Raw genomic sequence first — 22,940 nt, 5'->3', positions numbered from 1 at the left:
AGAGTACTGCGGGGCCAGCCCGTGGGAGGCCAGGGCGCCGCTGACCGGTGGACGGCACCGAGCCGTGCGCTTGGACTGGGAAGGGGGAGGCCTCGCGGCCTCCCCCTTTTTCGTTTCTCAGGCAATTTGTCTCACATAGTAGCTGTGTTTTATAACCCTCGTTTGTCGCATCTTCTTTGAACGGGCTACAATATCGTAGTCTGTGTAGCATGGAGGTGAACATGGCTGAAGCTGGTATCGGCGTTGATATCGTCGAGATTTCCCAAATGAAATCAATCCTTGAGAAGACGCCGTCGTTTGCCCGGCGCGTGTTTACCGATGAAGAGCGTTCGTATTGCGATGCGTCGTCTCGCCCTGCCGCTCATTATGCCAGCCGCTTTGCCTCTCGCGAAGCGGTACTTAAGGCACTTGGAACGGGGTTTAGTCAGGGCGTTGGACGTAAGGACGTTTCCGTAACACGCGATAGGCTCGGCAAGCCAAAGGCTCTGCTTTCTGGTCGCGCTCTCGAAATCGCCCAGGATTTGGGTGTTGTCGAGGTTGCTCTTTCTATCACCCTTACGGGTGACTTGGCTGTCGCTAATGCCATTGCGATCACCGAGGATGCTCGACCTAAGCCTAAGGAAGAAAAAATGAGCACCAAGGAGCGCGTTGCCCAGACATTTAAAGAGGCTCGTTCTGTATTGGATGAGCTTGAACAGCTGCAACAATCTGCTTTGTCGGAGCATTTGATCGATGATCCGCAAGATACGCAAGGAGCATAGATGAAACCGGTTTTGAGTACCGAGGAAGTCGTTCGCCTCGAGGATATCATCGAGCGCGAGGGCACCTCGAAGGCCGAGCTCATGGAGTTGGCAGGTGAATTTGCCGCCAACGAGATTTTAAAGCTCAACCCTGATCGCGTTCTTGTGCTGGTCGGTTTTGGCAATAATGGCGGCGATGGTTGGGTCGCTGCGGATATCCTGACCCATAAGGGCGTTGATGTTGATATCGTTTCTCCAGTTGAGCCGGATGAGATTCCTGCTGCCCTTGCTCGTCACGTTGCCCGTCGCACCGCCGGTCGCGACGTTCATGTGTGCGTTGGGCCTTCGCGAGACGAGCTAGAGGTTCTCATTAACAAAGCGGATGTCGTGGTCGATGCTATTTTTGGTACCGGTTTTCACGGCAACCTTCGTGCGCCGTTTTCTATTTGGATTCCTACGGTTAACGAGTGCGCCGATCACGTTGTTTCTATCGATGTTCCCTCGGGCCTGAATGCCGAGACGGGCGTTGTGGATGACGACTGCATCCGTGCCGAGCGTACCGTGACGATGATTGCCCCTAAGATCGGCCTCTACAGCGCTGACGGTCCGGAGTATGCTGGCGACCTGGTGTGTGGCGGTCTGTACGACCGCCTCGACGAAGTCATCGATGATGTCGATCATGCTGCCGAGATCGTTGAGCCCGGTGATCTGGTGGACTACTTTGCCCCGCTGCCCACGAATATCGATAAGTATTCGCGCGGCTCTGCGCTCATCGTTGCCGGGTCGGCACAATATCCTGGTGCCGCCATCATGGCCGCAAAGTCTGCCGCTCGTGCTGGTGCCGGTTATGTGGCCGTTGCGACGCCCGATGCGTGCGCCAACCTTATTCGTATGGCGCTCCCGTCGATTCCCGTTTTCGCCATTCCGTCTGATTCCCGTGGATCTTTTGGTGCCGCTGCGCGTATGACAGTGTGCGAGATCGCTAAGAAGTACAGCTGCGTTGTGTGCGGGCCTGGCATGACGACGTCTGCCGGATCGATGCAAGTCGTTTCGGGCCTGCTTGAGCTCGATGTGCCGCTTATCCTAGATGCAGATGCGCTCAACTGCCTTGCCAAGATTGCAATCGACGGCATCGACAGTAATCCCGAGATGTACCGTCGCGAGCAGCCGCTCGTTATGACGCCGCATTATCGCGAGCTTTCGCGTCTCGTTGCCGGCGACGAGGTCAATGATCTTGGCACTGCTATTGCCGCTGCTCAAAAGATTGTCTGGGCTGCCGGTTCCGATAATCTCGTTGTCATCGCTAAGGGCCCGACGACGGCCATTTGCGGCGTCGAGCGCGTGCTGCTGCCGCTTTCGGGCCCAGCGTCGTTGGCGACCGCTGGCTCGGGTGATGTCCTCGCAGGTATCCTTGCAGGAACGCTTGCGACCATGCGTGACGAGATGGACCGTTGGGAGCTGCTGTACTCGTATGCCGTCGCACTCCACAGCTATGCCGGCTTTGCTGCGGCGACGGAGTATGGCGAGAAGAGCGTTATCGCGACCGATCTTATCGACTTGATCGGTCCCGCCATGGAATTGGCGGCAAAGGATGCGCTCGATGATCTGGGAATCATGGACGAAGGGTCGGATGACTAATCATGAATAAAGCCGATTTGACGCGTTGGTCCTGGGTCGAGATCGACCGCGGGGCGCTCCGCCGCAATACGAGGGCCTATAAGAACTTGCTAGATCCGCGTCAGCGCCTGTGCTGCGTGGTTAAAGCCGATGCCTATGGTCATGGAGCCGTCGAGTGCGCCAAGATCATGTATTCGGCCGGTGCCGACATGTTTGCCGTGGCGACGGTCAGCGAGGGTATTGAGTTGCGCCAGGGCGGAATCACCAAACCCATCCTGATTCTAAGCGAGCCTCCCATCGAGGCTATTCCTTCATTGCTCGAGTTCGATATCATGCCCTCGGTCTATACGTCCGATTTTGCTCTTGCGTATGGTGAATGTGCCGTCGCGGCGGGCAAGGTGGGCAAGTATCATCTTGCCATCGAGACAGGTATGAACCGCATCGGCGTTCACTACACGCAGGTGCTCGACTTTGTCCGCGGTATTAATTTCCATCGCGGTATTCAGTGCGACGGCGTATTTACGCACTTTGCCACGGCCGACGAACCATCGGGTTGGGACTACAAGCTGCAGTGCCAGCGCTTTATCGAGGCCGTTCAGGCCATTAAGGATGCGGGTTTTGAGTGCGGTATCGTGCACTGTGCCAACACGCCGTCCTTGATGCTCGACCCCTCGATGCATTTTGATATGATTCGCGCTGGCGTTGGCTTGTATGGCATGCAGCCGTGCGAGCTGAGCGGCCGCGTGATGCAGCTTGATCCCGTTATGAGCGTTCATGCGCGCGTGACGCGCGTGGCGCATCCTGCGATGGGCGAGGGCGTAGGCTACGGTTTTACCTACCGCGTACCGTGCACACGCGTTCAGATCTGCACGCTGCCGATCGGATATGCCGACGGCCTTTCGCGCACGCTTTCCAATCGTATGGACGTGCTGTATCGCGGTGAGCGCGTGCGTCAGGTCGGAAATATCTGCATGGATCAGTTTATGGTTGCCATTCAGTCCAACCCGGCTCACGAGATTCCCGAGGCCGAACATGGCGACGAGATGATAATTATCGGTCGCGATGGCGATGCCGAGATTACCATGGATGAGATGGCGCGCCTGCGCGGCACGATCAACTACGAGGTCGCCTGCGGCTTTGGCATGCGTCTCGACAAGGTCTACGTGTAGGAGCCGCTATGGGCGTTATGCACATCCCCGGCCATAGCCATCAGGCGCCGCGCGAAGTTGCACTCGAGGAGATCGAGGCCGTCCTGGGTGATTGCCGCCTTTGCCAGCTTTACCAGTCGCGCCACAATATCGTGTTTGGGGTGGGAAACCCCCGCGCTCGCGTGATGTTTATTGGTGAAGCGCCGGGCCGTAACGAGGATTTACAGGGCGAGCCCTTTGTGGGGGCGGCGGGTGAAGACCTCAACGGCATTCTGTCCCTGGCGGGCCTTAAGCGTGAAGATGTCTATATCGCCAATGTGCTTAAATGCCGCCCGCCGGGAAACCGCAATCCGCGTCCCGAGGAAGTGCTTGCTTGCTCACCGTTTTTGCGCGAGCAGATTCGAAGTATCTGGCCCGATATCATCGTGACGCTCGGCAATCCCGCAACGCACTTTGTGCTCAAGACCGAGATTGGCATTACCAAGCTGCGCGGCAGGTTCCATCAGATGGGGCACTTTGTGGTGATGCCGACGTTTCATCCCGCGGCGGCGCTGCGCAATCCGGCGTGGCAGGAGTTGCTGGAGGAAGACTTTAAGATGCTGGGCGACTATCTGGTGCGACATCCCGCGCCAGAGGGCGCCTCGGAATAATAAGGAGCGTATATGTCCCTGGAGCGCCTGGGGCTAGGTACCTACAAAACGGCTCGTACTGCCGATACGGAGCATTTTGGCGAGTTGGTCGCACCGTGTCTAGAAAATGGCGATGTGCTGATACTGACCGGCGGCTTGGGCGTGGGAAAGACCCACTTTACCAAGGGCGTCTCGCGCGGCTTGGGCGATGAGCATATGGTCACGAGTCCTACGTTCGCGCTCATGGCCGTTCACGACCAGGGGCGTATTCCGCTGTTCCATTTTGATCTGTACCGCTTGGAGCATGCCTACGAGCTCGAGGATACGGGCATTTTTGACGTGCTCGGCTATGAGGGCGCTTGCCTGTTGGAATGGGGCGAGCAGTTTCAGGACGAGCTGACGGATGAGTATCTCTCGGTGACGCTTAGGCGCGATGAGGACGATAGCGACGTGCGAACGATCGCGCTCGAGGCGCACGGCGAGCGCGCGACGGAGCTTTTCGATTTGATTGATAAGGCTGTACAAGATGAGCTTGCATAACGACAACGCGCTGGTAGTGGCGCTCGATACTTCGACCGACATGCTTGCCTGCGCGGCAAGCTGGATTGATGAGCAGACGGGCGAGGCGAAGCTGGTGAGCGGGGACCATCTGTGTCGTCGCCATGCCAACGTGGAACTTGTGACTACCGTCGATGGCGTGTTGGCGCAGGCCGGGCTGAATCGCGGCGATGTCGGCTGTTATGTGGTTGGACGCGGCCCGGGTTCGTTTACGGGCGTTCGCATTGGCATCTCGACCGCCAAGGGTCTGGCGCGCGGTGCCAACGTGCCGTTGCTGGGCGTGTCGACACTTGACGCTTGCGCCTGGACGGCGTGGAAGGCTGGCGTGCGCGGCAAGCTTGGTGTTCTTGCCGACGCCATGCGTGGCGAGGTGTATCCGGCTCTGTACGTGCTGGGGGACGAAGGTCCCGAGCGTCTGTTTGAGCGCGAACACGTGGTCAAAGCCGCCGTGGCGCTTGATGAGTGGCGCCAGGCCGCGGACTGGAGCCAGGTTAAGCTGACTGGTGACGGTCTCGTACGTTATGGCAAGCTGCTGAGTGAGGACGAGACTGCGCGCTGCGTGGAGCGAGACCTGTGGTGGCCCTCGGGCGAGGGCCTTCTGATGGCGCACGCCGCGGGCGACGGTAATCCGGCTCGCGTTTTGCCGATCTACACGCGTCTTTCGGATGCCGAGGAAAATGAGCGTAAGCGCCTTGGGCTTGCCGAGAGCGCCCAGAGCGAGATTACGGGTGTTGCCGACGAGCTCGCCGGCCGCCATCTGCAGTTCCGTCCCATGGGCGCGGCGGATGCCGAGGGCGCGAGCGCATTGGAGGCCGCCTGCTTTGAAGGCGCCGGACACGAGGCGTGGACGCCGGGCATGTTCCTGTCCGAGCTGGGCGAGGGCGTTGCCGCGCCGCGTAGCTGGTGGGTGGCGCACGACGACGGTCAGCTGCTGGGACTTGCCGGCGGCATGGTCGTCGACGGTGACGTTCAGATTATGGACGTCGCGGTTGATCCTGCTCATCGTCGCGAGGGCATTGCCCGCAAGCTGCTGTCGCACGTGAGCTATGACGCCCAGATGCTCGGCTGCACCACTGCTTCGCTTGAGGTTGAGGACGGCAACGAGGGTGCGATTGCGCTCTATAGCGCCTTGGGCTTTACCGAGGCGGGTCGTCGCCGTGGCTACTACGGCGTCGGCAAGGATGCCATCGTCATGACGGCGTCGCTGCCCCTGGTGCTTCCTCTCGACAATGCCTCGCCCGAGCCAACGGCTGCCGAGCAGCGCGTCTGGCCGCTGCCTGAGCCCGAGCGCACCGCCGAGGAGCGTGCCGAAATCGAGCGCCGTCGCCTAGTTCTTGCCATCGAGAGCTCTTGCGACGAGACTGCTGTTGCGATTATCGATGCGGACGGCAATATGCTGGCCAACCAGGTGTCGACGCAGATTGATTTTCATGCTCGCTTTGGCGGCGTGGTGCCCGAGATCGCCTCGCGCAAGCATGTCGAGGTGATTGTGAGTGTCGTAGATGCGGCGCTTGAAGATGCCGCGGTATCGCTTGGCCTTGAGGGTGGAGCGATTGCGCCAAGTGAGCTTGCCGCCGTGGGTGTGACGCAAGGCCCAGGCCTGGTGGGTGCCCTGGTGGTGGGCGTCGCCTTTGCCAAGGGCTTTGCGTATGCTGCCGGTAAACCGCTCGTGTGCGTCAATCATCTGGAGGGTCACCTGTTCGCCAACCTGCTGGCGCAGCCCGACCTTAAGCCGCCGTTTATCTTTACGCTTGTCTCGGGTGGGCACACCATGCTCGTGCACGTAAAGGCATGGGGCGACTACGAGGTGCTTGGCGAAACGCTGGACGACGCCGTGGGCGAAGCATTCGACAAGGTTGCCAAGGCGCTGGGTCTGGGCTATCCCGGTGGCCCCATCATCTCCAAGCTCGCCGAGACGGGCAATCCCCGCGCGATCGATTTTCCCCGTGCGCTTAACAGCAGGGGAGACTATCGATTCTCGCTTTCGGGCCTCAAGACGGCGGTGACGCTCTATATTGAGCAGGAGACCAAGGCTGGGCGCACGATTCACCTGCCCGACCTTGCGGCCTCGTTTGAGGCGGCGGTCTTTGACGTGCAGTACAAGAAGGCCAAGAACGCCCTGCACGCCACCGGGTGCAAGGAGTATTGCATCGGCGGCGGCGTCTCGGCCAACCCGCATCTGCGCGAGATGATGATTAAGAAACTCGGGCGTCAGGGGATTCGCGTAACGGTGCCGCCTCTCTCGGCCTGTACTGACAACGCCGCCATGATTGCGGAGGTCGCTCGCCGCAAATTCGACCGAGGTGAAATCTCGCCGTTCGACGTCGACGCCGATCCAAACATGACGTTGTAGTCGTATGGGCGCGGTTCCCGACGCTGCCCGGGCGCCAGCGCCCGCCCCGCCCCCGAGGAGCATCTCTCAAGCAAAAACTGTCGTGGGGTAAAGTCTGAGGTCAGTGACGTTTTATACCGAGAAATTCAAATAAAGTTGAAAATTCATTACATATTTGCGTTGACTTTAGGCAACTAAAGTTTCATACTCCTTTTCATCCACTGGGGGATGTGAACGCGCACGGATCGTTCGCATCATGATCGAAGAGGATTTCTTAGACATGTTCACGCATCAGCTAAACATTATCAGCGTAGTAATTATCTGATGCGGGTTAGCACATACAGCTAGCCCGTACGATAACGGGCGGCTGATGAAGATGAGGGCCGTCGAGCGCAACCGACGGCCCTCATTTTTTATGTCTAGGAAGTCCTTTTAGAGGAGGAAATGTAATGAACGGAGTTTTGCTCATGGTTGTGGCCGCGGCGGTGCTCGCCTGCGGCTATCTGGGCTACGGCCGCTGGCTGGCTAACAAGTGGGGCGTTGATAAAGAGGCTCTCACGCCTGCCAAGCGCATGAAGGACGGCAAGAGCTTCTCGCCCGTCTCCGCCTTCACCGCGTTCTCGCATCAGTTCAGCTCGATCTGCGGTGCTGGCCCTGTTACGGGTACGATCGTCGCCATGGCCTTCGGCTGGCTGCCCGTCGTGCTCTGGGTCCTCGTCGGCGGCATCTTCTTTGGCGCTGTTCACGACTTTGGCGCCCTGTACGCTTCGATGAAGAACAACGGCAAGTCCTTGGCTCAGCTCATCGAGAAGTACATCGGCAAGACCGGCCGCCGCCTGTTCCTGCTGTTCTGCTGGCTGTTCTGCATCATCGTCATCGCCGCTTTTACCGACATGGTCTGCAAGACGTTCATGTTCACCCCGGTCGTTGACGCCTATGGTGCTGCCACCGGTGCCATCGACTTCACCAAGTCCTATGCCGCTGGCTGCGCTGGCACCATCTCCATCCTGTTCACCTTCGTCGCCATGGCCTTTGGTTGGGCTCAGAAGAAGTTCAACCTCACCGGCGCTGCCGAGTTCGTCACCGGCGTGGTGCTCATGGTCCTCATGTTTGCCGTCGGTATGCAGTTCCCGGTTTACCTGGACAAGTTCCAGTGGTTCGCCGTCGTCATGGTCTACCTGGTCTTTGCCGGTGCCATGCCCATCCAGATGCTCAAGACCCCTCGCGACTACCTCACTTCCATCATGATGATCGTCATGATTGTCTGCGCTGTCCTCGGCATCGTCGTCCTGGGCGTTAACGGCCAGGCCACCATCACCGCTCCGGTTTTCACCGGCTTTAGCAATGCCTCGGGCATGATGTTCCCGGTCCTGTTTGTCTCCGTTGCCTGCGGCGCTCTCTCCGGTTTCCACAGCCTCGTTTCTTCGGGCACCTCTTCCAAGCAGGTCGAGAAGGAGCAGGACGCCGTCAAGGTCGGTTTTGGCGCCATGATCGTCGAGTCCTTCGTCGGCATCCTCGCCATCATCGTCGCCGGCATCATGTTCTCCGACATGAACACTGCCGGTACCGGTGCCCTCAACGCTGGCGTCGCTTCCACCCCGTTCCAGATCTTCGCTGCTGGCATTTCTCGCGGTATGCAGGCCTTCGGCGTTGACGGCACGCTCGCTACCGTCTTTATGACCATGAACGTCTCCGCTCTGGCCCTGACCTCGCTCGACGCCGTCGCCCGCATCGCCCGCACCTCGTTCTCCGAGTTCTTTGCCCAGACCAACGACGCCCTGGCCATCGAGTCCAAGGCCGGTTACATGAAGGTCCTCGGCAACCCCTGGTTCGCCACGGTTGTCACCCTGCTCCCCGGCCTCGCCCTCGCCTTTGGCGGCTATGCCAACATCTGGCCGCTTTTTGGTGCTTCCAACCAGCTGCTCGGCGGCATGACCATGATCACCCTTGCCGTGTTCTGCAAGTGCACCGGTCGCAAGGGCTGGATGCTCTACGTGCCCGTCGCCTTCCTGCTCTGCTGCACCTTTACCTCGCTGGTCCAGAGCGCCATGGGCTGCATGACCGCCGTCCAGGCCTACGGCTTCTTCGGTACCATCCCGGCTACCGCCACCACGGCCGCCGTCTCCGTCGCCGCCACCAAGGGCCTGCAGCTCGTCTTTGCCGTCCTGCTGATGGTCCTGGGCCTCATCGTTGCCGTCAACTGCCTCAAGGAGTTCTTCGGCAAGGAGGCCGGTTCCATGCCCGACGAGGAGCCCGAGTGGTCCGAGATGGGCAAGGCCGAGTATGGTCGCGCTGCTGCTGCCGAGGCTCCCGCAGGCGCCGAGGCCGCCAAGGCCTAATCGACCTAAGGGATTGAACGTCACATCTATATGACTCGGAAAGGCCGGGTCCGCAACTGCGCGGGCTCGGCCTTTTTTCCATGCAAAAGCTAGTGTGCCCGGGTGTTCTCGCAGATGTTTTGCGTGGATAGGGGCGTGCGTTGTACCATATAGACATATATGTGTGCATATGAAAGGGGCCCCGTGGCCAAGACGGTATATTCCGATAACCAAAACAACGTCGATACCCTGGCTGAGCGTCTGAGCAGCCAGACATCGCTTTCTGCCGAGCGTGCCAAGCTGGTTGCCTACGACCTGCTCTGCCGCAAGGCGCTCAAGATCAAGTCGAGCGCGCTGGCACAGATTTTCCGTTCCGTCGATAAGGAATGTGACACCAAGGCGATGCGCGATGAACTTATCGCGGCAAAGATCGTTACCAAGATCGAGGGCAGCGGCGTTAACGGGCGCCCAGCGTTTTATACCATTAATGCCGAGATTCGCGATGTCCAGGAGCAGCCTGCCGAGGCTGCCGAAGAGGCCGTCGAGGACGTTGTCGAGGCGCCTGTTGCGGTGGAAACGGCTCCGCGCGAGAACGTCGACACCGATGAGCTGCTTGACGAGAGCGTCGTTCGCGCCTTTACGGCCAAGGCGGGCCGCGGCGGTTTTGGCGGGGGCGGTAAACGCGATGCGCAGCGCCGTGCCCAGCAGGAGCGCTTCCGTCGCGCCGTGGCTCAAAAGGACGAGCTCGATACCGAGACTGTTGAGACCGAGGTTGCTGCCGAGTCGCAGAAGCCTGCGAAGGAGCAAAAGCCCGTGGAGGCCCAAGAGCCCAAGCGTCGTCGTGGTGCTCACTTTAAGGCTGCGCAGCAGGATGTCGCGCATGAGGTTGAAGAGCCTTCCGAGGTTACAGACGATGCTGAGGAGTCTGCCAAGAGGGCTCCGAGTTCGTGTCGTCCCGGTCGCGGCTTTGCAGGTCGCGCGTACCCCGTAAAGCGTCAGGAGAAGGGCAATCCGGCTTCGACCGCTCAGGCCGAGAAGGCCGAACAAACCGAGAAAACCGTTGAGCCGGCGGCTCGCGAGCAGCAACCTTCCGAGTCGCAGCCTGCGACCGACACCGAGGCCAAAGCTCAACAGTCCGCTGATAAGCAGGCGGGGGAGAGCGCCTCAAGCAAGCCCCGTCATCGTCGTCACCGCGGCGGTCGTGGCTCAAATGCCGAGGCCGCGGCCGAGAAGGCAACGACACAAATCAGAGATGAGAAGGTCGAGACTCCGGAGGATCAGGTCAAGCGCCAGCCGGCGAAGGAGACTAAGTCTGATCGTCCGCAAAAGCACTCGTCCGCGCCCAAGCAGGAACGCAACACCCGGGCAGATTCCAAGCGTAAGCCCCGTGCACAGGCTGAGCCTGCCGCGGCCGATAATGCTGCCCAGCGGTCTGAGCCGACTGTCCACGGCGAGGTTTCGGCATTTGCCCTGGCCCACGTGCTGGGCAGGCAGCTGCTCAAGGTTGTCCCCACGCCTACGGCGCTCTCCAAGATTAAGGAGCAGCAGACCCAGATTGTAAGGGTTGAAGGCAAGGACGGTAAAAAGACGCCGCAGCGCACTCAGCACAACGAGATGTCCAATCGCAAAATCGCGGAGGAGATTGCGATTATCCAGGCATGGATTGAGCAGAACCGCGGTGCGGATACGCCGGTTGCCTCGCGTCGCCAGCGCGCCTACCAGATTTTTAACGATGAGAAGGCCTTTGACGGCAAGCACGGCGAGCGCTTGATTCGGCGTATGACCGAAAAGGGCATCAGCATGCAGGCGATTAAGGTCGCCCCCAACCGCCCCGTGCACTTTACGGGTTTCTTTACGCTGGGCGCCGACAAGCCGTTCATTATGGTCGAGAACCTAGACACCTATGACGAGATCGTCAAGCTCCTACGCGGCCGCAAGCACGCTAAGCTTTTTGGCACCAAGGTGGGTGGCGTGATCTTTGGCGGTGGCTGCAAGGCGAGCGTCTCGCACGCACTGGATGATTATCTGGCCGAGATCGGCTATCGCTTTAACTATGTCTACTACGTGGGCGATATCGACCGAGAGGGTGCGCGCATCGTCGAGCAGGCCCGCAATGCCAATGTGGTTGAGATTCGCTTGCATGCCGGCATGTATCGTGCCATGCTCGCCGAGCACAAGCGCCGCGTGAAAGCTGGCGGCGAGTGCGAGCCTGCGGCTGCTAATCAGGGTGTGCCGCAGAATTTGGCGGCGACAATCAAGGATCTGCCTATGGTCACGCGCGTGCAGTTCCGCAACGTGCTGCGCGAGGGCGGTCGCATTCCTCAGGAGATTCTGATGACCGCCGACTATCGGGATGGCGACTCGGGAAGCTTCGACCGCATGCTGAACAATTAGGGGCGCGTGGCCCCGGCGGGCCGGGCATTAAGTTTGCTGCTCTACAGTCCTGCGCAAGACGAAGTCCACATTAAGTGGCCTTCTTTGCGTGCGGAACTCGCGACAAACTTAATGCCCGGCCCGCCGGGGCCACGCGCCATTTTGTAGATGGCGGCTCGCTTTTCGGAACGGGGCTGATATTTCTTGATGTAAGGCGCTCTTGGTCCTTTCGGGCTTGGGGCGCCTGTCTTTTGAGGGTGGATGAGCCGGCACTTGGGTACGTTCCTTTAGTGCCGGCACTTTGGGAACGTCCCCAAGTGCCGGTTGAGATACGGAGAGCCCGTTGTTGATATGGGACGGAGGGATTCCGCGTCCGCCTTCCGGCGGCCGCGCCCCGCTGCGTCGCTCCGCTCCTTGCGTGCTGCGCTGGAAAACGCTTCGCGTTTCCTCCGCTCCGCACCCTTGCGGGTTCGAATCCCTCCGCATGCCCACAAGAAAGCGCCCCGGGCTGATGAAAGCCCGGGGCGCTCAGTTACCTTGGCTGGGACGGAGGGATTCGAACCCCCAACAGCCGGCACCAAAAACCGGAGTTCTACCGTTGAACTACGTCCCAATGTGTGGTGCTGCCCAAAAGCAGCTCGTCTAGTTTACCTAATCTGCGAGGGCATCGCAAACGCCATCGAGCAGGCGTACGGCGAGTGTCTGGGCGTCGCTTGCGGTGAAGGTTCCGTTGTAGCGCGTCATGCCCGTGAGCTCAATGCGGATACGTGCAGGCTTTTGTTGCGCGGCGATATTGGCAGTGCGGATGCGCTGCGCCAGGTTGTGACATTCGGCAAGGGCGATCGTGGCGCGCGGCGCTGCATCTGCGGGCAGCCCATCGCTTGCGATCTCGAGTACCAGGTCCACGTCGGTCGGAACCTCGGAATCGCAAAGCATCATGCCGCTGTTGTCGGTCGTCGCCGTGGCGATGTTCCACATGCGCGATGCAACGCTGCGTGCGATGGGGTCCTCACCGATAACGGCAATCTGGAAGCGCTCGAGCACGTTGGCGGCGCGGGCAAAACCGATGCGCGACTCGGCCTCGGTAACCGAGGGTTTGCCCTCCCACACGTGATGCAGACGGTTGATATAGGCGTAGGTATCCTGGAATGCCATGCCGTCGGCAAACAGGCCGACATTTTCTTGGAACTGCTGCAAGGCCGCCTCGGTGTGCGGGCCAAAGTAGCCGTCGTCCTCACCGCAGGCAAAACCCAAAACGTTGAGTGCCCTCTGCAGGGCCCGAACGTCGGCACCATGGAAATTGGGCATGCGCAGATAAAGCGTGCGGTCGCCCAGCTTATACGAGGCGTCTACCAGGGCGCTCCAACAGGGAATATCGACGGCGTAGCCAGCGGCAAGGCCGCTGTCGAGCCTAAAGGTGCCAACAGCCTGCTCGGTGGTGGTGCCAAAGCGCTTGTCGGCGACCTCGGCGTCATCGATTGTATAGCCGAGCTGCAGAAGGCGGGACTGGACGTCCTCGACGGCTGCTCCCTGCATGCCCGTTGTGATAGGTTCCATGAACGAACCCCTTTCGGCGTACCATTCGTACTATTTGAGCGTGTGTCGGATAGACAACGCAAAGGGTTGCATAAACATGCACTCAACAGTGTAGCAAGTTGTACCCAAATGCGCTGCTGACAGGTTTTATAACCCCCGCTAGTTAAGGCGCTCCACAAAGAAATCTGCCATGGAGTCGAACAGCTCGCGTGCATGCGGGTCGAGCTCGACACCTTCGATAGCGGCCTTGGCCTTGGCAGTCAGGTTGAGTGCGTAAGTGTGGGCGAAATCGACAGAGCCGGTCTGCTGGAAGATCTCCACGGCGCGTGCGAGTTGCACGGGGTCCTCGGTGCCCGAGGAAAGGATTGCCTCGACTTCGTCGTGATAACGCTCGTCTGACAGGGCATGCACGGCGACGAGCGTGCGCTTGCCCTCTGTGATATCGGTGCGGAAGTCCTTGTTGGCGGCCTCCTTGGTGCCAATAAGGTTGAGCAGATCATCTTGGATCTGAAAGGCAAGGCCCGTGTGCAGGCCAAAGGCACGCAGCGCCTCAATCTGGTCTTCGCTGCCGCCACCGATAATGGCTCCGGCGGCAAGTGGCGTGGCTCCGCTGTAGTACGCGGTCTTGTGCGTCGCCATGTCCAGATAATCGTCGACCGAGATGTCAAAGCGCCCATCGCGGACCCAGCCCAGGTCGAGCGCCTGACCCTCGATGGTGCGAACGATCATCTCGGTGAGCTCGTGGAGCACGCGGAGCTTCACGTCTGCCTCGAGCGTGGGGTCGTCGAGAACCGTCTTGGTAACCATGGTGAGCGCTAGGTCGCCGCAGTTGATGGCAAGTCCCGTACCCTCGGTAAGGTGCATACAGGGCTTGCCGCGGCGCAGCTGGCCGTTGTCGGCGATGTCGTCATGGATAAGCGCTCCCGACTGAAAGTGCTCGATGGCCGCCGCCGCGCTTCGGGCGCTCTCAAAGCTGCCGCCTACCGCGGTGGCGGCGAGCATGCAGATGAGCGGGCGGTGGCGCTTGCCGGCATTGGCCGTAAATGCCGAGAGCGGCGCGTACAGGTAGCGCTCGATATCGGCAGAGGTCGCCTGTCCGTCAAAGAACGTGGCCAGATAGTCGTTAATCTGGTCAAAATGCTGGGCTAAAAAGCTGGTAAACGGACTGGACACGGGTTCTCGCATTCTTTCTTAGGTTGCATCGTTGCGTTATGCAGACAACATATTGCCACATTAGGGCATCGAGCGCGGCGGTTGAAGACGATTGAGCCATGTTGTCGCAAATGCGGCAAGAGGCGCGGCTAGATAAGTCCAAAGTGCTCGAGCGCGGTGACGACGCCGTCGTGGTCGAAGCTGTCGGTGACGTAGTCGGCCTTTTCCTTGAGGAAGTCCGGCGCGTTGCCCATGGCGACGCCAACATCGACCGCCTCCATGAGGGCGATGTCGTTGCTTGCGTCGCCGATGCCGTACACAGTGCCGTGATCTGGCCCCAGGGCGTCAAGCACGGCCTTGATTCCGGCCCGTTTGGTGCACTCGCGAGGCGAGATTTCCGTGACCTCGAGTTCGAGCTCGTTGAGGCAGAGCAGAGGCCCAAGCTCTTCATCTTGGGCGATGCGGTTGGCGAGCGGTGTGGACATAAGAATTTTATAAGCGTTGTAGTGCTTGAGTTGCGTGACGGCGTCGCCCACGGTGCGCGCGTATCCGTACGTCTCGGGGGCATCTGCGCTCATGCGCACGACGCGATCGATGCCCTCAAAGCGAATGACCTCACCCGATTGTTCGAGATAGGGGGCGAGGCGCTGTAGCAGACCGGGGTTTATGGCCGCATTTCGTACGATGCGCCCCTCGAGTTCGGCGTAGCCGCCCGCGAGACATACGATGCCCGCCCACGGCAGCTCGAGCAGCTTGGGATGGATGCAGCTGAGGGTGCGCCCCGTGCAGATAAAGGCTTTGTTGCCGTTGGCGACGAACGTGCGAATTGCCTGTGCAACCGTTTCGTTGGGATAGGGGGAAAGGTCTCGCTCGCCCTCGGGGAGCTCTTGGGCAAGTTTGGGATCTTGCCAGGCAAGCGTACCGTCGATGTCGAAGAAGCAGATATTGCCATGCTTTTTGGCGTCATCGGCGGCATGAGAAAGCGGGGTGGCAAATGCAAAACCCGGTTCGAGTCCCATAATCTGATCAAAGTGCTCTTTGACGCGGGGGACCGAGACGCCGATGATTACCTGGGCGGTCTTGCCGGTGACGATGAGGCCTTTGGCGCCCGCTGCGACAAAGGTTGCGTTGTCCGCGACGATAGAAGGGTCCGCGACTTCGACGCGCAGCCGCGTGGCGCAGTTGGTTGCGCCCACAATGTTGGAGACGCCGCCCAGAAGCGCCACAACCTGCTCGGCGAGCAGACGATCTTGTGATGCCTGGCAGTCGGAAGCGCCGACTTCTGATAAGCGCTTTTCGTCAACGTCGTTTCCCGTCAAGCGCGAGAGCGCCGTGTTGCTGGCAATGTAGTCCTCGCGTCCCGGGGTTTTAAGGTCAAAGGTCAGGATAAGACCTCGAAAGCTCAGAAAGAAGATGACGCTAAAGACGAGTCCGATTCCGAGTGCCAAAAGGTAGGAGCCGGCATGCGTCCGCATGAGCGGGATAAAGTTGAAGGCAGCCATCTCCATAAGGCCACCCGAGAAGATGCCGACGACGCCAAAGAAGTTCATGGCCATGGCAAGGCAGGAGGATAGGACGGCGTAGAGCAAAAAGAGTCCGGGATAGGTGAACATAAAGAGAAACTCGAGCGGCTCGGTGACGCCGCAGACCATCGAGGCGACGATGGCGGGCAGAAGGATGGCCTTGAGGCTGGCACGGCGTTCGGGCTTGGCCGTGGTGTAGAACGCTCCGGCGATGGCGGGAAGACCAAAAAGCTTGACCCAACCGGTGGCGGTGAAACCAGCCCAGGGCGCTAGCTCGTTGAGAGGGCGCGTGCTGTGCGAGAGGATGGGAAGCAAGTTGGTCCACGTGGCGTAGATGCCATCGGTAATAACCAGATTGTCGTAGTAGATTGGCATGTAGAGCAGGTGATGCAGCCCCACGGGCTCGAGTGCTCGCTCTAAAAACACAAAGGCGCCCACGCCGAAGGGACCGACGCCCGTAAGTGCATGGCGCAGTGTTTCGGTCATTGCGTATACGATGGGCACGATGGCGGCCGAGATAGCGGCAAGGGCGAATACGGCAAAAAAGCTAATGAGGTAGACCAACGAGGAGCCCGAGAAAGTACCGAGCCAATCGGGAACCTTGGCATCGTAGAAGCGGTCATGGATGGCGACGACGGTGGCCGATACCGCCAGCGGGCCGATAATGCCGGTGTCGAGCGTCTTGATGCCGTCGATGACGGTGATGCCGCTGGCGGAGGTCAAAGACGACGGGTACTTAAGTCCAAGGTTGTCGCCGCTCAGCTTAATGATCTCGCTCAAAAAGAAGCAATAGGCAAAATAGGCCACGAGTGCCTCGAAGCAGCAGCGCGCCGGTTGCTTTTGGGTAAGGCCGATGGGCAGTGCTACGGCAAAAAGCAGTGGGAGGCGTTTAAAGACCGTCCACGAGCCGCGCTGGATGATAGCCCAAAAAACATACCAAGGGGTTCCGTATACGGCGAGGTCGCCGACGATGTCCGCAGACGTTGCGAGGGCGGAGACGCCGACCATAAGGCCCGATATGGAAAACAGCATGGCGGGCGCGAACATTGCCCCGCCAAAGCGTTGGATTTTCTGCAGCATAATATGCCTTCCGGATGCAACATGCTGTGCGAGCAAGAACGTTTAAACAATGAACTCATTGTAGAGGACTGGCTGCTTGCCGCATTGACGGTTTTGATTCGGTCCGATTTGGGTGCCGGGGGAACCGTCGACGGTAAATAATCCGTGCTTTGCCGATAGACGGTTTAAACAACCTCAAGAAATGCTATCGTGCCTAGCCATACATATTCATTAGAGGTGAAGCCATGCCAAAAGCGATTTACGAAGGAATCTACCGCGAGATCCGTTCGCGCATCATTAACGGGACCTATGCGTTTCAGGAGATGCTGCCAACCGAAGCCGAGCTGACTGCGGAATTTGGCTGCACGCGCAATACCGTCCGCCGCGCCTTGAGCATGCTGGCCGACGAGATGTTTGTGCAGCCCATACACGGCAAGGGCGTGCGCGTTATTTGGCTCAAGGGCGAAACCGACATGTTGGGCGCACTCGAGGAAGTCGAGTCGTTTGGCGAATTTGCAAAGCGCAACAATGCCGTTGCATCGACGGACGTTAAGTCCTTTGAACATCTGGTCTGCACCGAGCAGCTCTCTCGTCGCCTGGGCTTTAAGGTGGGCGAGGAGCTGATTCGCGTAGTGCGTGTCCGAAGCCTCAACGGCAGCGCGCGCCAAGTGGACCATGGCTACTTTTTGGAGTCGATTGCCAAGGGTCTGACCCCCGAGATCGCGGCAGAATCTATCTACGACTATCTGGAGCACAAGCGCGGCATCAAAGTGATGGCGAGTCGCCGTACGGTGAGTGTCGAGCTCGCCAACGATGAAGACTGCAGCTATCTTGACCTCGGCAAATACAACTGCGTTGCTGTCATGGAGAGTCAGTCGTACACCTCGGACGGCATCTTGTTTGAGGTGACGCATGCTCGCACACACCCCGAGATCTTCCATTACCGCATCAATTCCAAGCGATAGGTAACAGACGCATAAGCTTGCGTTTCGATATGAAGCGCCCCGTGCGGTCGATGGGATATCGGCCGCACGGGGCGCTTTAATTGTTTAGACAATATTTGTCAAGTACGAATGTATTAAAAACCGTTCACTGAAGTTTTTCTACCGCTCTAACAATACTTGTTCAAACAACTAGCCAAATAGCGTATTGTACAAATCAGAAAAAGGGGCAAAGTCCCCGAACCAATCTCCGAAGGCGACGGCAAAGGGTGCCGCCACGGTGTGAAAGGGTGGATTGTAATGAAGAACGAAATGAGCAGAAGGCAGTTCCTGGGCTTCGCTGGCTCCGCGGCCACAGTCTTTGGCCTGGGTCTCGTGGGCTGCGGTGGCTCCGCCGGCTCCGGCTCCTCTGCTTCTGGTGACGCTGCCGAGGTCTACTTCCTCCAATTCAAGCCCGAGGTCGACAAGGAGTGGAAGGAGATCGCCAAGGCATACAAGGAGGAGAAGGGCGTCGAGGTCAAGATCGTGACCGCCGCCTCTAACACCTACGAGGAGAAGCTCAAGTCCGAGATGTCCAAGAGCTCCGCTCCGACCCTGTTCCAGGTCAACGGCCCCACCGGTCTTAAGAACTGGAAGGACTACTGCGCCGACCTGTCCGATACCAAGGTCCGCGGTGAGCTCGTCGACGACTCCCTGGCTCTGCAGTCCGACGGCAAGGATCTAGGTATCGACTGGGTCCAGGAGAGCTACGGCATCATTTACAACAAGGAGCTCCTCGAGAAGGCTGGCTACAAGGCCGAGGACATCAACTCCTTCGACAAGCTGAAGGCTTGCGCCGATGACATTCAGGCCCGCAAGGACGAGCTTGGCGTTGACGGTGCCTTCACTTCCGCCGGCATGGATGACTCCTCCAGCTGGCGCTACACCACCCACCTCGCCAACCTCCCGCTTTACTACGAGTTCGAGAAGGAGCACAACCAGGAGGATGACGAGATTAAGGGCGAGTATCTCGACAACTTTAAGCAGATTTTCGACCTGTACATCACCGACTCCACCTGCGATCCTTCGCAGCTTGCCTCCAAGACCGGCGACGACGCCTCCAACGAGTTCGCAACCGGCAAGGCCGTCTTCTATCAGAACGGCTCTTGGGCCTACGCCGACCTCATCAAGGCCGGTATGACCGACGATCAGATTGGCATGATGCCCATCTACATCGGTGTCGACGGCGAGGAGAACCAGGGCCTGTGCTCCGGCGGCGAGAACTACTGGTGCGTGAGCTCCCAGGCCTCCGAGGATGCCCAGAAGGCTACCGAGGACTTCATGTATTGGTGCGTCACTTCTGAGACTGCCACCAGCATCATCGCTGACAAGATGGGTCTGACTGCCCCGTTCAAGAGCGCCAAGGACACCACCAACGTCTTCTCGCAGCAGGCTATTGCCATGGCTAAGGACGGCAAGAAGACCGTCGCTTGGGACTTCGTTTACATCCCCTCTGAGGAGTGGAAGAAGAACCTCAAGCAGGCTCTGATTGCCTATGCTGCCGATAACACCAAGTGGGACGGCGTCAAGAACGCCTTCGTCGATGGCTGGAAGACCGAGAAGGCTGCTTCCGAGTAAGCAGTTGCTGCCCAAGCTATCTGATTGGCGACAGGGGGCGGGCAGACGTCGGTTTGCCCGCCCCCTGCATATTGAAAGGACCCTTCTATGGGCAAAGCACTCAAGCGCTGGTGGCCGCTCTTTATGCTGCCCACGTGCCTGGCGTTTATGATCGGGTTCGTGATCCCCTTTATCCAGGGTTTCTATCTCTCGTTCTGCCAGTTTATTACCATTAACAACACGCACTTCGTCGGTATCGAGAACTACGTGCGTGCACTGTCCGATCCGCAGTTTGCCACGTCGTTCTTCTTTACGGTGGCGTTTGCTTTCCTGTCGACGGTGCTCATCAACGTGATCGCCCTCGCCATCGCGCAGGCGCTCACCCGCAAGGCGCTCAAGGGCACCAACATCTTCCGTACAATCTTCTTCATGCCTAACCTGATCGGCGGCATCGTGCTGGGCTACATTTGGCAGATTCTGATCAACTGCCTGCTCTCCAACATCGGTGCCGACCTTATCGCCCTTAACTCTGCTGCTGGCTTCTGGGGCCTTATCATCCTGACCCTGTGGCAGCAGGTCGGCTACATGATGATCATCTACATCGCCGGTCTGCAGTCCATTCCGTCAGACTACATCGAGGCCGCCAAGGTCGACGGCGCTACGGCATGGCAGACGTTTTGGAAGGTTAAGATCCCCAACCTGATGCCGACGATCACCATCTGCCTGTTCCTGTCCATCACCAACGGCTTTAAGCTGTTCGACCAGAACCTCGCCCTTACCGGTGGCGCCCCGGCGCACTCCACCGAGATGCTCGCCCTGAACATCTACAACACGTTCTATTCGCGTGCTGGCATCGCATGGCAGGGCATCGGTCAGGCCAAGGCGGTTATCTTCTGCATCCTGGTCGTAGCAATCTCCATGATCCAGCTTAAGGCCACGAGGTCCAAGGAGGTGCAGCAGTAATGAAACGCGATAAGGCTATCAACCGTGCGCTCTCGATTTTCTTTACGATCCTGTCGCTCGCATGGATTTACCCCGTGTTCATGATTGCGCTCAATTCCTTTAAGAAAGGGACCGCAATCAGCACCACCACGGCATTCGATCTGCTCACGCCCGAGACGTTCAACGGCCTTGCAAACTACGTGCACGCCCTTAACGAGCAGGGCTTTGCCTCGGCGTTTATGTACTCGCTCATCATCACGGTCACGTCTGTCGTGCTGATCTTGGTGTGCTGCTCCATGTGCGCTTGGTATGTGGTGCGCGTCAACAGCAAGATCTCGAACTTCTTCTATTACCTGTTCGTGTTCTCGATGGTCGTACCGTTCCAGATGCTCATGTTCACGCTGTCCAATTTGGCGGACCGCATCGGCTTCAACACGCCGTTCAACATCTGCTTTATTTACCTTGGATTTGGCGCGGGCCTGGCGGTCTTTATGTTCGCCGGCTTTGTTAAGAACATCCCGCTCGAGATCGAGGAGGCGGCCATGATTGACGGCTGCAACCCGGTCCAGGTGTTCTTTAAGATCGTCCTTCCCATCATGAAGCCCACCTATCTTTCGGTCGGCATTCTCGAGACCATGTGGGTCTGGAACGACTATCTGCTGCCCTACCTCACCCTCGACTCCACCAAGTACAAGACCATTCCTATCTTGATCCAGTACTTCCGCGGCGGCTACGGTCACGTCGAGCTCGGCCCCATGATGGCCTGCATCATGATGGTCGTTGTCCCCATCGTCCTCATGTACATCCTCTGCCAGAAGTACATCATCGACGGCGTGGTGGCAGGTGCCGTCAAGGGCTGATGCCGTAACTGTTTTGCAAGTTTCTGCGGCGCCCCTCAGCGTGGCGCCGCGTATCGAAAGGTAGAGACATGGCCGAGATCGTTCTCAAACATGTTCAGAAGGTGTATCCCAACAACGAGTCCAAAAAGAAGGGCTTCTTTGGCAAAAAGAAGAAGACCGAGGAGAAGAAGCACAACCTCAAGGTTACCGAGGATGGCGTGCTCGCTGTAGAGGACTTCAACCTCACTGTTCACGACCAGGAGTTTATCGTCCTCGTTGGTCCCTCTGGCTGCGGTAAGTCCACGACGATGCGCATGGTTGCCGGCCTGGAGGACATTACCTCGGGCGACGTGCTCATCGACGGCAAGCGCGTCAACGACGTGGCGCCCAAGGACCGTGACATTGCCATGGTGTTCCAGAGCTACGCTCTGTACCCCAACATGACGGTGTACGAGAACATGGCGTTTACGCTTGAGCTCAAGAAGGTCCCCAAAGACGAGATTGACCGCAAGGTTCGCTCCGCTGCCGAGATTTTGGGTATCACCGAGTACCTCGACCGTAAGCCTAAGGCGCTTTCGGGCGGCCAGCGTCAGCGCGTTGCCATCGGCCGCGCCATCGTGCGTGACCCCAAGGTATTCCTGATGGACGAGCCGCTGTCCAATCTGGACGCCAAGCTTCGTAACCAGATGCGTGCCGAGCTCATTAAGCTTCGCCACGAGATCAAAGGCACATTCATCTATGTTACCCACGACCAGACCGAGGCTATGACCCTCGGCGACCGCATCGTGGTCATGAAGGACGGCGTTGTTCAGCAGATCGCCACGCCGCAGGAGGTCTTCAACCATCCCGCGAACATCTTTGTCGCCGGCTTCATCGGCGTGCCGCAGATGAACTTCTTCGATGCCCAGCTGGTGCGCTCGGGTGAGGGCTTTACCGTCAAGACCGACGACATGAATGTCGCACTGGCCCCCGAGACCTGCGCTCAGCTTGCGCTTAACTGGGACGGCGAGGACATGAAGGAGATCACGGCCGGCGTGCGTCCCGAGCAGATTCTGCTTGCCGACAAGGGCGAGGAGGGTGCGCTTCAGGGCACCATCGAGGTCACCGAGCTCATGGGTTCGACCGAGCACGTTCATGTGACGTCTCCCGACGGCCAGTTTGTCCTGATCATCCCTGTCGTCGACCTCGAGGCCAGGGGTTCGCTCAAGGCCGGCGACCCCATCTGGTTCAAGTTCGAGAAGAATGCGACCCACCTCTTCGATAAGGTCTCTGGCAAGAACCTTATCTAGGCCCGATTCAATCAGGCCCTCCTTTTGGGCGACTGCGGTTTTGCCATCCTTTTGCCGTAGTCACATATAAGGCTCCCCTCTCGTCCGCTGAGCGAGAGGGGAGCCTTTCTTTGTGCTGGGGCTGTCTGGCCGGTCGTTTGTCTCGATCTGTAACAGGTAGGGCCGATTCCGGACGTTAGATGTTACAGATCGAGACGGTTCCACTGAGCTAACCATTTCATCTAAATCTGTAACACCAGAGGCGAATTTCAGCTGCTAGATGTTACAGATTGAGATATTGCTGCAGGACGATTCCGTTTGTCTCAATCTGTAACATCTGGAAGGTCAATCAGGGTCTAACTGTTACAG

16 protein-coding genes and 1 tRNA gene are annotated in these 22,940 nt (G+C 58.8%); 13 read left to right on the top strand and 4 right to left on the bottom strand.

Features of this window, described 5'->3' with window-relative positions; translation table 11 throughout:
• Nucleotides 1-221: 221 nt before the first annotated feature.
• The 8 genes from acpS (at nt 222) to ACTNB2_RS08125 (ending at nt 11,736) form a co-directional block, all read left to right on the top strand.
• The gene (gene acpS / locus ACTNB2_RS08160; RefSeq protein WP_441042424.1) at nt 222-761 is read left to right on the top strand and encodes a holo-ACP synthase; all 540 of its coding nucleotides are present in this window, start codon (nt 222-224) and stop codon (nt 759-761) included.
• Nucleotides 762-2,378, top strand: a complete 1,617-nt coding sequence (locus ACTNB2_RS08155) for an NAD(P)H-hydrate dehydratase (protein WP_427728959.1) — start codon at nt 762-764, stop codon at nt 2,376-2,378.
• 2 nt (nt 2,379-2,380) lie between these two features.
• On the top strand, nt 2,381-3,526 hold the full coding sequence (alr, locus tag ACTNB2_RS08150) for an alanine racemase (RefSeq protein ID WP_441044912.1): 1,146 nt from the start codon (nt 2,381-2,383) through the stop codon (nt 3,524-3,526).
• 8 nt (nt 3,527-3,534) lie between these two features.
• Nucleotides 3,535-4,155: a uracil-DNA glycosylase gene (locus ACTNB2_RS08145; RefSeq protein ID WP_154515160.1), complete on the top strand. Its 621-nt coding sequence runs from the start codon at nt 3,535-3,537 to the stop codon at nt 4,153-4,155.
• Between the two features lie 12 nt (nt 4,156-4,167).
• The gene (tsaE, locus tag ACTNB2_RS08140; protein ID WP_427794389.1) at nt 4,168-4,674 is read left to right on the top strand and encodes a tRNA (adenosine(37)-N6)-threonylcarbamoyltransferase complex ATPase subunit type 1 TsaE; all 507 of its coding nucleotides are present in this window, start codon (nt 4,168-4,170) and stop codon (nt 4,672-4,674) included.
• Entirely contained in the window at nt 4,661-7,045 is a 2,385-nt protein-coding gene (gene tsaD, locus ACTNB2_RS08135) for a tRNA (adenosine(37)-N6)-threonylcarbamoyltransferase complex transferase subunit TsaD (RefSeq protein ID WP_441044913.1), read from the top strand. Before tsaE ends, tsaD begins: the two co-directional genes overlap by 14 nt.
• Before the next feature lie 428 nt (nt 7,046-7,473).
• Nucleotides 7,474-9,363 carry a carbon starvation CstA family protein gene (locus ACTNB2_RS08130; RefSeq protein WP_441044915.1) on the top strand — a complete coding sequence of 630 codons (1,890 nt, stop codon included), beginning with the start codon at nt 7,474-7,476 and terminating at the stop codon, nt 9,361-9,363.
• A gap of 183 nt (nt 9,364-9,546) precedes the next feature.
• Nucleotides 9,547-11,736, top strand: a complete 2,190-nt coding sequence (locus tag ACTNB2_RS08125) for a hypothetical protein (RefSeq protein ID WP_441044916.1) — start codon at nt 9,547-9,549, stop codon at nt 11,734-11,736.
• Between the two features lie 517 nt (nt 11,737-12,253).
• On the opposite strand, the gene ACTNB2_RS08120 is transcribed toward ACTNB2_RS08125, so the two are convergent.
• From ACTNB2_RS08120 to ACTNB2_RS08105, 4 genes are all read right to left on the bottom strand, one after another.
• Nucleotides 12,254-12,328, bottom strand: a tRNA-Gln gene (locus tag ACTNB2_RS08120).
• A gap of 38 nt (nt 12,329-12,366) precedes the next feature.
• Complete coding sequence (locus ACTNB2_RS08115; protein WP_441038911.1) at nt 12,367-13,272, bottom strand: peptidoglycan-binding domain-containing protein; 906 nt, start codon at nt 13,270-13,272, stop codon at nt 12,367-12,369.
• 138 nt (nt 13,273-13,410) lie between these two features.
• On the bottom strand, nt 13,411-14,424 hold the full coding sequence (locus ACTNB2_RS08110) for a polyprenyl synthetase family protein (protein WP_427796195.1): 1,014 nt from the start codon (nt 14,422-14,424) through the stop codon (nt 13,411-13,413).
• Nucleotides 14,425-14,552: 128 nt separating this feature from the next.
• A complete protein-coding gene (locus ACTNB2_RS08105; protein ID WP_441044918.1) occupies nt 14,553-17,006 on the bottom strand; it encodes a PTS transporter subunit EIIC in 2,454 nt (817 codons plus the stop codon).
• A 224-nt stretch (nt 17,007-17,230) separates the two neighbouring features.
• Between ACTNB2_RS08105 and ACTNB2_RS08100 the strand changes: the two genes are divergently transcribed.
• From ACTNB2_RS08100 to ACTNB2_RS08080, 5 genes are all read left to right on the top strand, one after another.
• Nucleotides 17,231-17,950 carry a GntR family transcriptional regulator gene (locus ACTNB2_RS08100; protein ID WP_427728942.1) on the top strand — a complete coding sequence of 240 codons (720 nt, stop codon included), beginning with the start codon at nt 17,231-17,233 and terminating at the stop codon, nt 17,948-17,950.
• Between the two features lie 276 nt (nt 17,951-18,226).
• Nucleotides 18,227-19,543: an ABC transporter substrate-binding protein gene (locus ACTNB2_RS08095; protein ID WP_441044919.1), complete on the top strand. Its 1,317-nt coding sequence runs from the start codon at nt 18,227-18,229 to the stop codon at nt 19,541-19,543.
• Between the two features lie 87 nt (nt 19,544-19,630).
• Nucleotides 19,631-20,485, top strand: a complete 855-nt coding sequence (locus tag ACTNB2_RS08090; protein ID WP_152073297.1) for a carbohydrate ABC transporter permease — start codon at nt 19,631-19,633, stop codon at nt 20,483-20,485.
• Nucleotides 20,485-21,324 (top strand): carbohydrate ABC transporter permease, encoded by an 840-nt coding sequence (locus tag ACTNB2_RS08085; protein WP_154515140.1) that lies wholly within the window; start codon nt 20,485-20,487, stop codon nt 21,322-21,324. The genes ACTNB2_RS08090 and ACTNB2_RS08085 overlap by 1 nt, the downstream gene beginning before the upstream one ends.
• Before the next feature lie 68 nt (nt 21,325-21,392).
• On the top strand, nt 21,393-22,592 hold the full coding sequence (locus ACTNB2_RS08080) for an ABC transporter ATP-binding protein (protein ID WP_154515138.1): 1,200 nt from the start codon (nt 21,393-21,395) through the stop codon (nt 22,590-22,592).
• The last annotated feature ends 348 nt before the right edge of the window (nt 22,593-22,940 follow it).

The organism is Collinsella sp. HCP28S3_G2, from assembly GCF_052065125.1.
In the GTDB taxonomy this organism is placed as follows: Bacteria; Actinomycetota; Coriobacteriia; order Coriobacteriales; family Coriobacteriaceae; genus Collinsella.
The sequence above is the reverse complement of the archived record's forward strand: the minus strand, read 5'-3'. Positions and strand labels throughout refer to the sequence as shown.

Coding starts and splice junctions, on each gene's coding strand:
- acpS (WP_441042424.1), top strand. CDS start 222: ATGGCTGAAGCTGGTATCGGCGTTGATATCGTCGAGATTTCCCAAATG.
- ACTNB2_RS08155 (WP_427728959.1), top strand. CDS start 762: ATGAAACCGGTTTTGAGTACCGAGGAAGTCGTTCGCCTCGAGGATATC.
- alr (WP_441044912.1), top strand. CDS start 2,381: ATGAATAAAGCCGATTTGACGCGTTGGTCCTGGGTCGAGATCGACCGC.
- ACTNB2_RS08145 (WP_154515160.1), top strand. CDS start 3,535: ATGGGCGTTATGCACATCCCCGGCCATAGCCATCAGGCGCCGCGCGAA.
- tsaE (WP_427794389.1), top strand. CDS start 4,168: ATGTCCCTGGAGCGCCTGGGGCTAGGTACCTACAAAACGGCTCGTACT.
- tsaD (WP_441044913.1), top strand. CDS start 4,661: ATGAGCTTGCATAACGACAACGCGCTGGTAGTGGCGCTCGATACTTCG.
- ACTNB2_RS08130 (WP_441044915.1), top strand. CDS start 7,474: ATGAACGGAGTTTTGCTCATGGTTGTGGCCGCGGCGGTGCTCGCCTGC.
- ACTNB2_RS08115 (WP_441038911.1), bottom strand. CDS start 13,272: ATGGAACCTATCACAACGGGCATGCAGGGAGCAGCCGTCGAGGACGTC.
- ACTNB2_RS08105 (WP_441044918.1), bottom strand. CDS start 17,006: ATGCTGCAGAAAATCCAACGCTTTGGCGGGGCAATGTTCGCGCCCGCC.
- ACTNB2_RS08100 (WP_427728942.1), top strand. CDS start 17,231: ATGCCAAAAGCGATTTACGAAGGAATCTACCGCGAGATCCGTTCGCGC.
- ACTNB2_RS08095 (WP_441044919.1), top strand. CDS start 18,227: ATGAAGAACGAAATGAGCAGAAGGCAGTTCCTGGGCTTCGCTGGCTCC.
- ACTNB2_RS08090 (WP_152073297.1), top strand. CDS start 19,631: ATGGGCAAAGCACTCAAGCGCTGGTGGCCGCTCTTTATGCTGCCCACG.
- ACTNB2_RS08085 (WP_154515140.1), top strand. CDS start 20,485: ATGAAACGCGATAAGGCTATCAACCGTGCGCTCTCGATTTTCTTTACG.
- ACTNB2_RS08080 (WP_154515138.1), top strand. CDS start 21,393: ATGGCCGAGATCGTTCTCAAACATGTTCAGAAGGTGTATCCCAACAAC.